Raw genomic sequence first — 12225 nt, forward strand, 5'->3', positions numbered from 1 at the left:
TTGCATGTGTAAGGCATGCCGCCAGCGTTCAATCTGAGCCAGGATCAAACTCTTCAGTTCAATTCCTGTTTTGTGCCATCTCTGGCAGGTTCCGAAGAACCGTCGCTCACTCAAAATACTGACCAGGGCAGTTCTTGCGAACCTTCCTGTATTTCTTTTGTGCGAGCACTTCTATCATTTGAGCATTCCGGACCCGAAGATCCGGCGCATCTGATATCGTGCCCACACTTATCGGCTGTTGCTTGTTAAAGAACTGAATCCTGTCTGCCCCGACCTTTCGGTCAGCGCTGCGAAGCGTCGTGTTCGTCAGCAGCAGAGAAGCGAGATTATGCGGCGTTTCCTTCTTTGTGTCAACAGCGAATTTCACACTTCCGAATATTCGCTGTAACACCTCGCCGCACCTTCTCTCCTCTTGCAGTTGGCGCCTTCAGCATCCGCTGCAAGAGGACGCGCACTATATCAAAGGTTGCGAAATGATGGCAAGGGGCTCAAAAGATTTTCTTTCAACACAAAGATCGATCTGCGAGGGATGCAGGGTATTGGTTCAAGAGCCAACCACATTATATGCATCGGCGTTGTCGGCCAGCCACCGATCGGATAGATCACTATGCTGCTGTTGCGGATGGAAGTCCTTACGCAAATATTCTTTCCACGGCCGATACGATTGACGCAGCAATCCACGACGCCCAAAGAAGTAAGCCGCGCCACTTTTCCAGGTACTCCACTTCCACAGCGTGCCATCGCGACGAAGATTATCTATTGTCTGACGCAGAGTATCGGCGAGGAACATGATGGTGATGCGTCGAAACCAGCGCAAGCGCCATTTTTCGTCGCCATTAAGCGCGCGATAGAGATCGAAAGCCGTGCTCTTGTGCTCCGACTCTTCCGCGCTATGCCATAACCACATCGTCTTCAACCGCGATTCGCAGCCATCGAGCAAGTCGCTGTTCTGCAGCATCCATTCAGCAAAAATGGCGGTGAAATGTTCGTTTGCAGCGGTAATTGCTAGCCAATGCCGTACGTCTACTCCTTGCATCATCTTCTGCCGCGCCAATGCCCGCGGACCCCATGCATTCACTAACCCCTGCTTTTCGAGATGATTATTAAACAGCGCGTGTATGCGCCGGTGGGTTGCTTCCTGACCAACGAACCCCTGGACTTCCGACTTATACTTCCGCTGCTCTTCATCCGGGAGCGCCTTGTGGCCATTTCTAACTGAATCGATGAAAAACTGTTCACCCACCGGAAAACTCATCGAAAGTGCGTTGAAGAAAGCGGTACGAAAAGCGTCTCCATTACACCAATGGCGCGCGAAAGGTGCTTCGAGATCGATGAGCAAGCGGCGTACAACAAGATCGGTCATGGCTGAACCCGTAAGCTGCGGTAAGAGGAAAAATGCGATGAAATTCTGCGGGCATGTTGGTCTCAAACCTCGGTACTGTCAAGTACCAAAATGCTTCTTTGCGCCGATGCACTGATTTACATGGAAGAGTTATGACTAATGAAATTGCCAGCGCGCCATCCGTCGGTGCGGATCATTACCGGCGCCTGCTTGAGGGGATGGCCAAGGCCGTCGCGGAGAAAGGGTATGCCGAAGTTACGATCGCCGATATCGTTGCCGCAGCCGGCGTGTCCCGACGCACTTTCTACGAACATTTCAAAACCAAGGGTCAGTGCCTGATTGCCCTATACGAAGCCGCCAGCGCGAACGCTCTGCAGGTGCTGCGCGATGCGATCGACCCCAGCCATGACTGGGAAATGCAGGCTGAACATGCAATCTCCGCCTATTTCGGCTGCCTGGCGCAAAACCCCCTCTTGCTCCGCACCCTGTTCATAGAAATCTTGGGACTCGGTGTCAGCGGCCTTGCCGCACGCCGGCGGGTGAATCAGGAACTCTCGGACTTCATACTGCAAGTGGTGAACGTACCGACTCGAGCGCGACGCGGCAAGCCACCGCTGCATCCGGAACTTGCCATGGCGGTGGTAGGAGGTATCAACGAACTGGTACTGGACTTCATCGAACGCAATCGCACCGACCGCTTGCAGGAACTGGTGTCACCGTCGCTGCAACTGGTACGCGCAGTGACATGACGAAGCCATCAGATTTGGCAGGACTCAGACATCCTCGTCCGGAATCAGGTGACCAAGCTTGGTCGCCTTGGTCTTCAGATACCGGCGGTTGAACGGGTTTCGATTAACGATGAGCGCTACCCGCTCGGTGACGGCAACGCCGTATTGCTGCACCGCATCGATCTTGCGTGGATTATTGGTCATCAGACGCAGGCTGACGATGCCCAGCTTCTCCAGCATCGTCTTGCAATGGACATAGCTGCGCTGATCCGCCTGGAATCCGAGTTCATGATTGGCTTCAACCGTATCCGCGCCGGCATCCTGGAGCCTGTATGCGCGTACTTTGTTGATCAAACCGATGCCGCGCCCTTCCTGCCGCATGTACAACAACACGCCCCGACCTTCCGCCGCAATGCTGCGCAATGCGCTTTCGAGTTGCGCGCCGCAGTCGCAGCGCTGGCTGAATAAGGCATCGCCGGTCAGGCATTCCGAGTGGATACGTCCCAGCACTGGCTCACCATCCGACACATCGCCCAGTGTCAACGCAAGATGTTCCTTGCCGGATCGGGATTCGACGAACGCGTGCAGCGTAAACGTCGCCCAAGGCATGGGCAGTTCACAGGACGTGACGTATTCGAGGGACTCCGGCGCAGCGCCGGCGGAAACGGTCGGATCGGAATGCTGTTGCATAAGGTATTGCTGCTGGAAAGTGATAAATCGCCATGGTGCGGCGAAACCATGAATAGTAACCGATCGTGCGAAAACTCATCATCGCGCACAAAAGGCAATGGCGCCGGGAATGCCGGCGCCATCCGTTGAACGAAGCTTGAATGCGAACGTTGCAATCTATTTTTGGACTGATGCCACCGGGCAGACATTTCCGAGCAACTGCACAACCAGCGCATTGAACCCGGCATATTCATCCTCGAGCTGCCTGGCGCCATGGACACTATCGGTAGCAACTGCCAGCGCAACTGCGCCAGCCAGCGCCAGTACGATGGCAAACAGAAAAAATACCGTTTCATGCTGAATTTGCTGAATCATTTTTGCCCCCGTCACCGACTATGCTGCATAGCACAAACTATAGACGCTAATTGCGTATAAATACATGTCGGGAAACGCAAAGCTGTGTTTCTTTTTCTGAACAATAGCTGCCGGCACTGGCCCGTTCAGGACAGCACCGGTAGCCCCGCACGCATCAGCCAGGCATGAAGCGGCAGCGACTTCACGTAATTGATCGCATACAGCGTATGCACACCATCGAACCAGGCATGGTCGGCAATGACGAAGGCGGCGACCCAGGCGCCTGCAACGATAATCAAATCACAGCGTCCGCTGTTCCAAAGATTGAGTGAATGGCGTGTGGCGATCCATGGCACGCCGAGCGGGTTCGGCCAATCGGCCAGCAGGTGCATCAATCCGCCGCAGGCAAAGCCGAACGCGGGCACTGCGTACACATTGCTGCCGAGTGCGTGATAGCTCCAGTACAGCGCCGCAAGCCAACCAAGTCCCCAATGCGTAAGCGAGCGATGCGCAATCCAAAGCCGCTTCTTCCGCGTCCACCAGGCGACCTCCATCCAGTCCGGCGCGGTGCCACCGCATACCCCCATGCACAACGCGAACAGCGTGCCGAGATGCCAGGGTCCGCCGGCGCCGGCATGTGCAACGATCGCCGCCGCAATACAGCCTGCCGCCCATCCGGTTGCATGATGTGCTTTGCTTGAGGCCATGGTGCGGCGATCTGGGAAAGGGTGGAGGTGAGAGGGTTTGCAATCTTCGCAGAAGCCATAGCGGAAAAACAGTGCGCGCCGGCAAAAATCGCAAACTTCGCGTAGATAGTTGCGAATACTTCCACTCGGTCAATGATGCGGCGCTTCGGTGCGCCATTGAGGCCACACACTGCGTCACACACCGCGGAACAAACTACCGTCGCCGCGAAGGCTTGACGTTGCGTCCCACATATTCCGGGTCCTTCTTCCTGACCCAGACGACAAACTTGCGCATGTCCTCGTTTTCCAGCAAGCGTTCGAAGGTGTTGTAGTAGTCGGCCAGCTCACGTTCGGAAAAGATCGAGTGAATCTTGCTGTGGCAGATGCGATGCAGCGTCACCGTATCGCGGCCGCGATGGCTGCGCGGCACGAGATGATGCTCGTTAACCGAAGGCCCCGGAATCAGCGCGCGGCCGCACAGGGGGCAGAGGAACTGGGTGTCAGGCATGCCGCACATCATAGCCAGCTCCCCTAAAACACGCTTGGCGCCGGCATGACGGATATCACCGCGGCGGATTGTTACTCAGCCCATCGTTCCCGTGACACGGGAACGCGACCATCCGAGCGCGAAGCTCCCCTTCCTCGATAGCGTTGGCATCCGCCGTGCCGGCATCAGCGCCCCGCTGCTGCCCGGCTCGTTTGGCCTGACGCCCCGCCGCCTTTCCCATTCAGCAAACTGATTCCGGCGCCTCATCCGCGCCGGCTGCGGCCACGCCCGTGGAATACGTGCATTGCCTCATGCAGCAACACAAGACCACGCCGCCCGGCCATTGCCGATTCACGGCTTTCGCATTCGCGGCCATCGTCTCGCTCGCCTGTATTGCCGGAAGCGTACGCGCCCAAAGCCTCGCTACCCCGGACAGCGAAGAGCAGCGACGTCGCAGCCAGGCCGAGGCTGGCGAACGCGAGCGCCTGCGCCAGGCGCCGAACGTCGATCTGCAACAAGACCAGCCTCCTGAACCAGACGACAACGCCGCCCTTCCCGCCAGCTCACCATGCTTTTCCATCGCCCGCATCCGCATAAAGACGCCATCCCGGCTGCCGCCCTCCATCCGCGCCGCCGGCGCTAGCGCGCTGCCGCAGGATCCGCTGCATTTCGCGCAAGCCGATGCCGAACGCTACGAAGGGCAATGTCTGGGCGTGGCGGCCATCGAAGCCTTGTCGCGCCGCGTACAGCGCGCGATTCTGCGCCGGGGCTAAAGCACGACGCGCGTGCTGGTGCCGCCACAGGATTTGTCCTCGGGCGAGCTGAAACTGACGCTGCTGCCCGGCGTGATCCGCGCGATCCGCTTTGCCGATGGCGTCGAGGGCAGCTGGCGCAGCGCCTTTCCCGCGCGGCCCGGTGAATTGCTGAACCTGCGCGCGCTGGAACAGGGCCTGGAGCAAATGAAGCGGCTGGCGAGCCGGGATGTCGACATGGACATTGTGCCGGGCGAGGCCGCCGGCGAAAGCGATATCGTGATCCGCATGCGCACGAGTCGAAGCTGGCGTCTTCTGGGCAACCTGGACAACAGCGGCGCCGCCGCAACCGGCCGGCTGCAGACCGGCCTGACCTTGGCGCTGGACGACCCGCTGGGCCTCAACGACGCCTTCAGCGCCAGCCTCAGCACCGACAACGACGGGCGCGGCGCCGAGCGCGGCACTGGCGGCGCCGGCCTGCAATACGCGCTGCCTTGGGGCTGGTGGAACTTCAGCCTGGCTGCCGGCAGCGCGCGCTACCACCAGCGCGTGGCTGGCTATAACCAGAGCTTCCTGTCCAGCGGCCGCTCGCGCAATCTCGACCTCACCGTGCAGCGCCTGTTCCAGCGCGACCAATGGCAAAAGAACAGCCTGCAATTGCGCCTGAACCGGCGCTGGAGCCGGGCGTACATCGACGACACCGAAATCCTGGTACAGCGCCGCCATACCGGCTACGCCGAACTCGGCTGGCTGCACCAGAGCTGCCTCGGCCGGGCGCAGTTCAATTTCACCCTGGCCAATCGTTGGGGCGTGTCCTGGTTCGGCAGCCAGGCCGACGCGCCAGAACGCGAGCCCGACGGCCAGAACGCCGAACGCGGCAAGACCGCATCCTCCGCTTGCCGTCCTGGCCCGTGCCGTGTTGCTGGCGTTGCTGGGCGTCGCCGCCGCTTCCATGCATGCGCAAATCGTCGCCGATCCTGCCGCAGCCGCCTCACACCGGCCCTTGGTCGAAGCCATGGCCAGCGGCCTGCCGCTGGTGCGCATCGCCGCGCCCAGCGCAGCCGGCGTCTCGCACAACCAGTACAACCAGTTCAGCATCGGTCCCGGCGGCGCGGTGCTGAACAATGCGACCCGTATCACGCCGATGCAACTGGCCGGTTACATCGACGCCAATCCGGATCTCGCCAACGGGCCGACGCGCATCATCCTCAACGAAGTCACCGGCACGGCGCCACGGCGACACCCTCCGCGCCAGCATCGGGCGCGATCTCACGATGATCAGCACGCAGGACAGCGAACGGATCGACATCGGCCAGACCAACGGCGCGCTCAACGTCAGTGTCTGCCTGCCCTATGTCTGCTATGGCAATGCGGTGAGCGTCAGCGGCAGCGTCAACACATCGAGCATTCGCGGCGACTATCTGTCAGTGCGCCGGCAAAGCGGCATCTATGCCGGCGCGGGCGGCGAATGGATAGGCACCAAGGTCGAGGACTATCTGCGCACCAACACCTCGCTGAGCGACAACCAGCGCGCTGCGATCCAGCAGTGGGCGGCGATTACTGCAGGCGGCATCATCGGCGGCGCGGTGGGTGGAACGGCGGGCGCGCAGGCGGGTGCGGCGGTGGGGCTGGATGCGGAGCGGTTTAATCGGCAGTTGCATCCGGTCGAGATCAACTGGATCAAGGACAACGCGAAGCGCTTTGCACAGCAGCAGAGCATTACCGTGCAAGAAGCGGAAAGGAGACTGGCCCAACAGGCCTCGCGCCAGGTGCAATTTGGCGTACCCGGCGATGAAGATGGCCAAGCTCGTGCCTTCCTTGGGCAAGCGCATGCCTTGCTTCCACCGGATTCGAACTGCCTGGAATGCGGTCCGGGATACATGTTCTATGCAACGCCGACGCAACGGGCCAATACCGCGATGTATGCCACGCAGGTCACCAGTGACCTGAAAGCGCTGGAGTTCTATGGAAAAAATGGAATCACCGAGCCAGACCCGCAAAAGCTCACGGATGCTGCGAACAAGGATGCAAATACATGCGGCACGGCGGCGCAAGCAACCATAGACGCCGCGGACGCGGCTGCGGGCGTCACCTTGCCGCCAGCGCTAAGCTGGTGCCTGTCGAACCCGGTGGCATGCAACCGCATTGCCATCGCAAGCGGCGACATCATTGCAGGCGACGCACTTGGCCCGACCAGTCTAGGCATCGTCGGCACCGCGTCGAGCGTGAAGGCAGTACGCTCGGCGGAAGAAATGAATGCAGCAATGAAGGCAAGGGCTGGGAGCCGGCTTGGTCGCCCAAAACGCCAGTTATTGAGATGATTTGGAGCTTCGGATCCGCTTCGATTATCGACATGACCTGAACTTCCCGATTGAACCGGCCACGTACACCAGGCTCGCAGCAGTCTTAATCCGCTGCCCTACGCCCTTTCAATTTTCCAGGAGAGAACAATGTCCGACTTCAAAAGCAACTCGCATTCATTGACCGATCAGGAACTGACTCATCTGGCAGGCGGGTCCACGCCGGTAGACGAAATCGATTTGCCTCTCGACGAATTCATCGCGTTGAACAACGCTGATAAAAAGCTAATCAGAAAATTTTCTGGCCCAGGATGGACGAAAGAGCGCTTTTGGGACGAAATAGCACCAGGTTTGAGCCCACACGCAGTGAACGCTCTGCTCAAGATAACGGGCCACGAAGAATGGATGGCCAGAGGCGGGCCCCAGGGAATAAGCGGTTAGGAAAACCGGGAAAGTGTCCACTTTTTTATTGCGGGCCGGGTGAGCCCGGTCCGCGCGCCCAACAACAATTTCCTGCGATGCTGGCCGCGATCAAGCTGCTCCGATCCGCCCACCACCTCTTTCCATGAAATGGCATAGGCTTGCGGTTTTCTTTACGACTCCACGCCATGCGCACCACCCTCCTCCCCTCCAAAACCGCCATCCCCATCCTCGGCCAGGGCACCTGGTTCCTCGGCGACGAACCCGCCAGGCGCCAGCAGGAAATCGCCGCCTTGCGCGCCGGCATCGATGCCGGCATGACCCTGATCGACACTGCCGAAATGTATGGCGACGGCGCGTCCGAGCGTCTCGTCGGCGAGGCCATACGCGGCCTGCGCGAGAAGACCTTCATCGTCAGCAAGGTGCTGCCGCACAACGCCAGCCGCCGAGGCACCGTTGCCGCCTGTGAGCGCAGCCTGCAGCGCATGGGCATAGCCCACATCGACCTGTACCTGCTGCACTGGCGCGGCGGTGTGCCGCTGGAAGAGACGCTGGCCGGCTTCGATGAGTTGCAGCGCGCAGGAAAGATCCGGCACTGGGGCGTGAGCAACTTCGATGCGGACGATCTGGCCGAGCTCGACAGCATCCAGGGCGGCGATGCGTGCTCGGTCAACCAGGTGCTGTACAACCTGACCCGGCGCGGCGTCGAGTTCGATCTGCTGCCATTGTGCGAAGCGCGCCGCATGCCGGTGATGGCGTATTCGCCGGTGGAACAGGGTCGGCTACTGCGCGATCGCACGGTGCGCGACATCGCCGAGCGCCTCGGCAAGTCGCCGGCGCAGGTGGCGCTGGCCTGGGTGCTGCGGCGCGATGGCGTGATTGCGATCCCGAAGGCGTCCAGCGTTGAGCATGTGCTGGACAACCGCGCCGCGCTCGATCTGCAGCTTACGCAAAGCGACCTCGATGCGCTCGACCGTGCCTTCCCGCCACCGCGCTCGCGCCAGCCGCTCGAGATGATCTGAGCCATCCGTGCCGGGGTGCGCGGCAGGCCTGTAGGCGTCAAGGGGCCGAAGCACCGCATCCCGGCGTCGCATCACTCCGCAATGCACCGGTGGTGGCTCAGTCCTGCACCTCATCCTCCGACCGCGCCACACCCACGCCCTCCAGCTTCGGTCAATCTTCCGCACTGAACATCCCCGGCCATTGCGCATCCAATGAGTATTCATTGGAGGAAACACCATGAGCAACGAGCCCACGCCAGCCAATACCAGTCCGACCGGCCAGCGCAATCCCGGCGATGAAGCCACGCCCGGCGCGCCGCAAACCGGCGAGGACGTCTGCCCGGTCTGCGGCGGCAGCGGCAAGACCGACCAGGGCACCTGCGCCAATTGCGGCGGCAGCGGGCGCATCGTGAAGATCGTCGGTGACGCCTGAAGCAATCACTACCCGCTTGACCCAGGTCAACGAATTTCCGCCTGCGCAACCACACCATTCACATCAACTCTCTCGGAGCCACCATGGAAGAACTGACCCAGGACCAGATCCGCTCTCTCGAACAGCAATTGCGCCACGACCACGAAACCGCGCTCGCCGACACCCAAGACCAGATGCGGCAAGCCGAGGACGTGGATGGCGAATCGCTGGCGAAATATCCGCATGACACCGGCGACATGTCCGAAGCCGACCGCGAGCTCGACACCAATATCTCGATGGCCGAGCGCTATTCGGGCGCGGTCGGCGACATCGAGGATGCGCTGCGCCGCATCGTCGAAGGCACCTACGGCATCTGCACCGAATGCGGCCAGCCGATCGGTTACCCCAGGATGCAGGCGCTGCCTACCGCCAAGCTGTGCATCGCCTGCCAGGAGCGCATGGAGCATCGCCCGGGCGCGGTGAGCCCGCCCACGATGTGAGGCAGCCGTGAATTCCGAGCGCGACGCGGCGTCGTCATCGTGGGATACCCTGCTGCTGGCTACCGATGGCTCGCCGGCATCGGACGCGGCGACTAATGCGGCAATCGCGCTCGGCAAGCCGCTGGGCGCGCGGATTGTGGCGCTGTCGGTGGCCGAGCCGTATCCAGATTGTCTGCAGCCGCTGTCGGAAGGCTATGAGCATGCCGCAGTGCGTGCCGCCGAAGGCCATGCAATGCGGGCGGCCGCCGCGATCCGCGCGGCCGGGCTGGAATGCGAGATGCTGGTGTTGAAGTCCTTTGCGCCGCATCGCGAGATCGTGCGCATCGCCGACGAAAGACATTGCGGCGCGATTTTCATGGGCGTGCATGGCGCGAGCCCGGTCGGGCGCTTCTTCTTCGGCAGCCAGACGCAGAAGGTGCTGGCCGAGACGACGGTGCCGGTCATGCTCGCGCGCGGCGGTATGCAAAGGACGAAGCCAGCGATGGCGTCGCCGATGCCCATGGATGAACAGGTCTGAGCGCGCCGTGCGTAGGGTGGGTGCAACCCACGCGTTTGGTCGCATACCGTGAACCGCGTGGGTTGCACCCACCCTACGGCTGCATCACATACCTTCCCGGCGCTTTCTCCAGCGCCCGTCCCATCTCCGGCGGCGCACCCATCGGCCCCGAATGCACCCCCAGCCAGGCTTCCCAGGCCGGCCACCAGGAACCCGGCTGTTCCGGCACGGTTTCCAGCCAGGTTTCCGGATCGATATAGGCATCCTGCGGCGCACGGGTGGCGATCTGGTATTGCCGGTTCGCCTTGCCCGGCGGCGAAACCACGCCGGCATTGTGGCCGCCGGAAGTCAGCAGGAAGGTCACTTCGGTATCGGTCGCCAGGTGGATCTTGAACGCCGAGCGCCACGGCGCGACATGGTCCGTCACCGTGCCCACCGAGAAGATCGGTGCGCGGATGTCCGATAGCGCGATCGGCTTGCCGTCGACGAGATAGCGGCCTTCGGCAAGATCATTGCCGAGGAACAGATGACGCAGATACTCGGAATGCATGCGGTAAGGCATGCGGGTCGCATCGGCATTCCAGGCCATCAGATCGTTCTGCGGATCGGGCTGGCCGAGCAGGTACTGGTTCAAGAGGCGCGACCAGATCAGGTCGTTCGAGCGCAGCAGATGAAAGGCGCCGGCCATCTGCGTGGTGTCGAGATAGCCCTGCTGCCACATCATCGATTCCATCAGCGCGACCTGGCTGTCATCGATGAACAGCGACAATTCGCCCGGTTCCTTGAAGTCCACCTGGGAAGCAAACAGCGAGATGCTGTTGAGCCGGTCGTCTCCCTCGCGCGCCATCGCCGCGGCGGCAATGGACAGCAGCGTGCCGCCCAGGCAATAGCCGACGGCATTGACCTTTTCCGCGCCGGTGATGCGCTGTATCTCATGGATCGCCGACATCACGCCGAGCCGCCGGTAATCCTCCATGCCGAGATCGCGGTCGCCGGCATCCGGGTTTTTCCAAGAAATCATGAACACGGTGTAGCCGGCATCCACGAGATAGCGCACAAGCGAGTTTTCCGGGGACAGGTCGAGGATGTAGTACTTCATGATCCAGGCCGGCACGATCAGCAGCGGCACTGCATGCGTCTCTTGCGTGGCCGGGCTGTACTGGATCAGCTCCATCAGCCGGTTGCGCAGCACCACCTTGCCCGGCGTGATCGCCACGTTCTCGCCGACCCGGAAGTGCTCGCTGGCCGGCGGCCGCGCGCCGCTGGCGTTGCGCATCAGGTCCGACCAGAGCGCCGCCGCGCCGGAAACCAGGTTCGCGCCGCCGGTCTGCATCGTCTTCTGCAGCACCACCGGGTTGGTGGCAACGAAGTTCGATGGCGCCACGGTGTCGAGCCATTGCCGCAGCGTGAAGGTCACCACGTCCTCGTGATGTGGCGACACGCCGCGCAGGCCGCTGCTGGCGCGGTGCCACCATTGCTGGTTCAGCAGAAAGCTCTGATAGATCAGGTTGAACGGCCAACGCTCCCAGGACGGGTCAGAAAAGCGCTTGTCCTGCGGCAGCGGCACGACCGGCGCCGGCGGCGCATGCTGTGGCGACAGCAGCGCATTCAGGCCATACAGCGCCATGCGCATCTCGCGGTTGAAGGCTTCATAGGCCAGCTCCTGCTGCCGCGACGGCGAAATCGCCAGATGCACCCACCAGTCGAAAAAGGCCATGGCCATCGATGCCGGTGAAATGTTGTAGAACAGACGGCCGAAGAGCGCATGCAGCAGGCGGTCGATGTCGTCGACGGCGCGCTGCGGCGCGGACGGCACATGATGCGGCTTGCCCAGCCAGGCGCTGGCTTCGCGCTCGGGCGGATGATGCAGCGGTATCGGTTTGTTCATGGCGAAGCTCCGGTTGGAAAGACGCGAGGGTGGATGCTGCAAGCTAACAACCGTGTTCCAGCGCGCGGTTGATGCAGGTCAAGTCGTGCCGAATCGACGCCGTCGCGAACAGGATCAATCGCTGCCATGGCCGCTTGTAAAAGGCCTTGTCCTACATGAAGACGGGCCGCGCGCCGACATACTTTTGTTG

14 protein-coding genes and 2 pseudogenes are annotated in these 12225 nt (G+C 61.4%); 10 read left to right on the top strand and 6 right to left on the bottom strand.

Annotation, left to right across the window (positions count from 1 at the left end; translation table 11 throughout):
• Window positions 1–544: 544 nt before the first annotated feature.
• Window positions 545–1363: a metal-dependent hydrolase gene (locus tag JJB74_RS23955; RefSeq protein ID WP_200596194.1), complete on the bottom strand. Its 819-nt coding sequence runs from the start codon at window positions 1361–1363 to the stop codon at window positions 545–547.
• A gap of 131 nt (window positions 1364–1494) precedes the next feature.
• On the opposite strand from JJB74_RS23955, the gene JJB74_RS23960 reads away from it, so the two are divergent.
• Window positions 1495–2091, top strand: coding sequence for a TetR/AcrR family transcriptional regulator (locus tag JJB74_RS23960; RefSeq protein ID WP_234484818.1), 597 nt, complete (start codon window positions 1495–1497; stop codon window positions 2089–2091).
• 24 nt (window positions 2092–2115) lie between these two features.
• Here JJB74_RS23960 and ribA read toward each other — a convergent pair whose 3' ends face one another.
• The 4 genes from ribA to JJB74_RS23980 all read right to left on the bottom strand — a co-directional run bounded on the left by ribA (window position 2116) and on the right by JJB74_RS23980 (window position 4287).
• Window positions 2116–2760 (bottom strand): GTP cyclohydrolase II, encoded by a 645-nt coding sequence (ribA, locus tag JJB74_RS23965; protein ID WP_200596197.1) that lies wholly within the window; start codon window positions 2758–2760, stop codon window positions 2116–2118.
• 156 nt (window positions 2761–2916) lie between these two features.
• The gene (locus JJB74_RS23970) at window positions 2917–3114 is read right to left on the bottom strand and encodes a hypothetical protein (RefSeq protein ID WP_200596199.1); all 198 of its coding nucleotides are present in this window, start codon (window positions 3112–3114) and stop codon (window positions 2917–2919) included.
• Window positions 3115–3239: 125 nt separating this feature from the next.
• Window positions 3240–3800 (bottom strand): metal-dependent hydrolase, encoded by a 561-nt coding sequence (locus tag JJB74_RS23975; protein ID WP_200596201.1) that lies wholly within the window; start codon window positions 3798–3800, stop codon window positions 3240–3242.
• Between the two features lie 193 nt (window positions 3801–3993).
• Window positions 3994–4287: an HNH endonuclease gene (locus JJB74_RS23980; RefSeq protein ID WP_200596202.1), complete on the bottom strand. Its 294-nt coding sequence runs from the start codon at window positions 4285–4287 to the stop codon at window positions 3994–3996.
• A 290-nt stretch (window positions 4288–4577) separates the two neighbouring features.
• Here JJB74_RS23980 and JJB74_RS23985 point away from each other — a divergent pair, with 290 nt between their 5' ends.
• The 9 genes and pseudogenes from JJB74_RS23985 to JJB74_RS24020 all read left to right on the top strand — a co-directional run bounded on the left by JJB74_RS23985 (window position 4578) and on the right by JJB74_RS24020 (window position 10168).
• On the top strand, window positions 4578–5039 hold the full coding sequence (locus JJB74_RS23985; RefSeq protein ID WP_200596204.1) for a ShlB/FhaC/HecB family protein: 462 nt from the start codon (window positions 4578–4580) through the stop codon (window positions 5037–5039).
• Window positions 5040–5111: 72 nt separating this feature from the next.
• A pseudogene (locus tag JJB74_RS34220) lies at window positions 5112–5858 on the top strand (ShlB/FhaC/HecB family hemolysin secretion/activation protein); the annotation flags it as partial.
• Between the two features lie 175 nt (window positions 5859–6033).
• Window positions 6034–6189 (top strand): annotated as a pseudogene (locus JJB74_RS34225) (hypothetical protein); the annotation flags it as partial.
• A 103-nt stretch (window positions 6190–6292) separates the two neighbouring features.
• Window positions 6293–7339: a hypothetical protein gene (locus JJB74_RS23995; protein WP_200596208.1), complete on the top strand. Its 1047-nt coding sequence runs from the start codon at window positions 6293–6295 to the stop codon at window positions 7337–7339.
• A 129-nt stretch (window positions 7340–7468) separates the two neighbouring features.
• Complete coding sequence (locus JJB74_RS24000; protein WP_200596209.1) at window positions 7469–7759, top strand: hypothetical protein; 291 nt, start codon at window positions 7469–7471, stop codon at window positions 7757–7759.
• A 167-nt stretch (window positions 7760–7926) separates the two neighbouring features.
• The gene (locus tag JJB74_RS24005) at window positions 7927–8760 is read left to right on the top strand and encodes an aldo/keto reductase (RefSeq protein WP_200596211.1); all 834 of its coding nucleotides are present in this window, start codon (window positions 7927–7929) and stop codon (window positions 8758–8760) included.
• Between the two features lie 217 nt (window positions 8761–8977).
• A complete protein-coding gene (locus JJB74_RS24010) occupies window positions 8978–9172 on the top strand; it encodes a hypothetical protein (RefSeq protein ID WP_200596212.1) in 195 nt (64 codons plus the stop codon).
• An 83-nt stretch (window positions 9173–9255) separates the two neighbouring features.
• Window positions 9256–9651 (top strand): TraR/DksA family transcriptional regulator, encoded by a 396-nt coding sequence (locus JJB74_RS24015; RefSeq protein ID WP_200596214.1) that lies wholly within the window; start codon window positions 9256–9258, stop codon window positions 9649–9651.
• 7 nt (window positions 9652–9658) lie between these two features.
• Complete coding sequence (locus JJB74_RS24020; protein WP_200596216.1) at window positions 9659–10168, top strand: universal stress protein; 510 nt, start codon at window positions 9659–9661, stop codon at window positions 10166–10168.
• A 73-nt stretch (window positions 10169–10241) separates the two neighbouring features.
• Here the strand turns inward: JJB74_RS24020 and JJB74_RS24025 are convergent, their stop codons facing one another.
• Window positions 10242–12023 (bottom strand): PHA/PHB synthase family protein, encoded by a 1782-nt coding sequence (locus JJB74_RS24025; RefSeq protein ID WP_407672416.1) that lies wholly within the window; start codon window positions 12021–12023, stop codon window positions 10242–10244.
• Between the last annotated feature and the right edge of the window lie 202 nt (window positions 12024–12225).

The sequence above is a fragment of the Noviherbaspirillum pedocola genome, assembly GCF_016632335.1.
In the GTDB taxonomy this organism is placed as follows: domain Bacteria; phylum Pseudomonadota; class Gammaproteobacteria; order Burkholderiales; family Burkholderiaceae_D; genus Noviherbaspirillum_A; species Noviherbaspirillum_A pedocola.

Bases quoted from the DNA above. Each gene is read 5' to 3' on its own strand.
- JJB74_RS23995 (WP_200596208.1), top strand. From the start codon at position 6,293: ATGATCAGCACGCAGGACAGCGAACGGATCGACATCGGCCAGACCAAC.
- JJB74_RS24005 (WP_200596211.1), top strand. From the start codon at position 7,927: ATGCGCACCACCCTCCTCCCCTCCAAAACCGCCATCCCCATCCTCGGC.
- JJB74_RS24010 (WP_200596212.1), top strand. From the start codon at position 8,978: ATGAGCAACGAGCCCACGCCAGCCAATACCAGTCCGACCGGCCAGCGC.
- JJB74_RS23955 (WP_200596194.1), bottom strand. From the start codon at position 1,363: ATGACCGATCTTGTTGTACGCCGCTTGCTCATCGATCTCGAAGCACCT.
- JJB74_RS23980 (WP_200596202.1), bottom strand. From the start codon at position 4,287: ATGCCTGACACCCAGTTCCTCTGCCCCCTGTGCGGCCGCGCGCTGATT.
- JJB74_RS23975 (WP_200596201.1), bottom strand. From the start codon at position 3,800: ATGGCCTCAAGCAAAGCACATCATGCAACCGGATGGGCGGCAGGCTGT.
- JJB74_RS23985 (WP_200596204.1), top strand. From the start codon at position 4,578: ATGCAGCAACACAAGACCACGCCGCCCGGCCATTGCCGATTCACGGCT.
- JJB74_RS24000 (WP_200596209.1), top strand. From the start codon at position 7,469: ATGTCCGACTTCAAAAGCAACTCGCATTCATTGACCGATCAGGAACTG.
- ribA (WP_200596197.1), bottom strand. From the start codon at position 2,760: ATGCAACAGCATTCCGATCCGACCGTTTCCGCCGGCGCTGCGCCGGAG.
- JJB74_RS23960 (WP_234484818.1), top strand. From the start codon at position 1,495: ATGACTAATGAAATTGCCAGCGCGCCATCCGTCGGTGCGGATCATTAC.
- JJB74_RS24015 (WP_200596214.1), top strand. From the start codon at position 9,256: ATGGAAGAACTGACCCAGGACCAGATCCGCTCTCTCGAACAGCAATTG.
- JJB74_RS23970 (WP_200596199.1), bottom strand. From the start codon at position 3,114: ATGATTCAGCAAATTCAGCATGAAACGGTATTTTTTCTGTTTGCCATC.